General features: G+C 62.3%; 2 protein-coding genes. Both read right to left on the reverse strand.

Features of this window, described 5'->3' with window-relative positions:
* Nucleotides 1–84 (reverse strand): DUF6761 family protein (locus NW827_RS08145; protein WP_414503553.1); only part of this gene is annotated, 84 nt, incomplete at its 3' end.
* A 74-nt stretch (nt 85–158) separates the two neighbouring features.
* Nucleotides 159–1,465 (reverse strand): CocE/NonD family hydrolase (locus NW827_RS08150; protein WP_414503551.1); only part of this gene is annotated, 1,307 nt, incomplete at its 5' end.

Raw genomic sequence — 1,465 nt, forward strand, 5'->3', positions numbered from 1 at the left:
GCGCTGATAGCCGCGATGCCAACTGTCCACCAGCGCGTCGGTTAGAGCTTGATAGTGCCGGATTAGCTTTGGGTCTTGCAACATGGTGCTTCCGTGCCCCACCTGTTCCCATCCTAGCGTTTGTTTGTAAGCAGAGATTGCAGTAGTATTAGAAGGCTTTAGCTTTCCTCAAGAATAGGCAGGCTCAACCGCGAAGGTGTGTTGCCGCCGCTGTGAAGAGTAAGGGTGAGAATGCGGGCTTCACTCTGCCGCTCCTCCCGTAGGCCTGTGCCTGGGTTAACAGGGTAGGCGGGGAAACAGGCTGCGCTGAGGCTAAGGCGCAGGGCGTGGCCGCGGGGAATGCGGATGCAGGTGGGCTGACAGGGGATTGAAATGGGAGCCTCGGGCTGGGGATCCCGCAGACGGCGGTAGCCCTGGGAAAAGTTGTACACCTGGCCGTCCGGCCTGACCACGGAGAGCACGGCACAGAGATCAAAGCTGGGGCTGTCGGCTTCGACGTAGAGCTCTGCCGTGATGTCCCCCGCCAGCAGGAGGTCGGTTTCCAGAGAGGGAGTGGTGTAGGTGAGAACATCAGTGCGGCAGTCGAGGGCAGAGCGCTCTTGCGGCCCGGCAGGATAAACCAGGTGACCCCCCAGCGCTGGCACCGGTCGCCAGGGATCGTGAACAAAAGTATCCGACTGCTGCCTCGGCGGGGGTTCTGGGCGGAGGGATCCCTCGAACTCAGAAAGGGCAGCCAGGCCAGTGCTGTGCAGGTAAAAAGCTTTTGGCTCTGGGTTGGGCCAGGCCTCTAAGCTGCGCCAGCGGTTGGCTCCCATCTCGAATAGGCGCACCGGCAGCTCCTGGAGGATCCCGGTGTCCTTGCCTTTGAGGAACTGGTCAAACCAGCGCACCTGCAGCCGATCGATGGGGCTGACGGCCTCGGGGCCAAAGTCCAGCGCTCCTACCTTGCGCCCCCACGGCAGGTGGGCCCAGGGCCCCACAACCAGGTACTGAGGGTTGCGGCTGCGGGCACTCATCTCCTTGTAGAGGCGCAGGCTGCCACTCAGGTAGCTGTCAAACCAGCCGCCAATGTGCAACATCGGCAGATCCACCGCCTCTAGTCGGGGGGAGAGCTGGCGCCAGTAGTCGTCGGGCTCGCTGTGCTCCAGCCAGTCGAAGTAGTAGGACTGGGGCGCGTATTGCTGCAGCACGCCCGGCTTGAGGGGGATGGGATCGTAGAGGGGCAAGTTGCGGGAGGCTTTGAAGAGGGCCTGGTAAGCGTTGGCCTCTCCCCGCCGGCGGGCTCCCTCAGCTTCCAGTTGCAGCGCCCAGCTGAGGTTGTTGGAGAAGGCAAAGGCTCCCCCCGGGTAGGCGGCATCGGCGTAGAGATCGTAGGGCAACATCGCCGGGCAGATGGTTTTCAAAGCGCTGGGACGGCTGGAGGCGGAATAGAGTTGGGTCAAGCAGTGGTAAGAAAAGACGTACA

The organism is Synechococcus sp. H70.1 (genome assembly GCF_047502705.1).
In the GTDB taxonomy this organism is placed as follows: domain Bacteria; phylum Cyanobacteriota; class Cyanobacteriia; order Thermostichales; family Thermostichaceae; genus Thermostichus.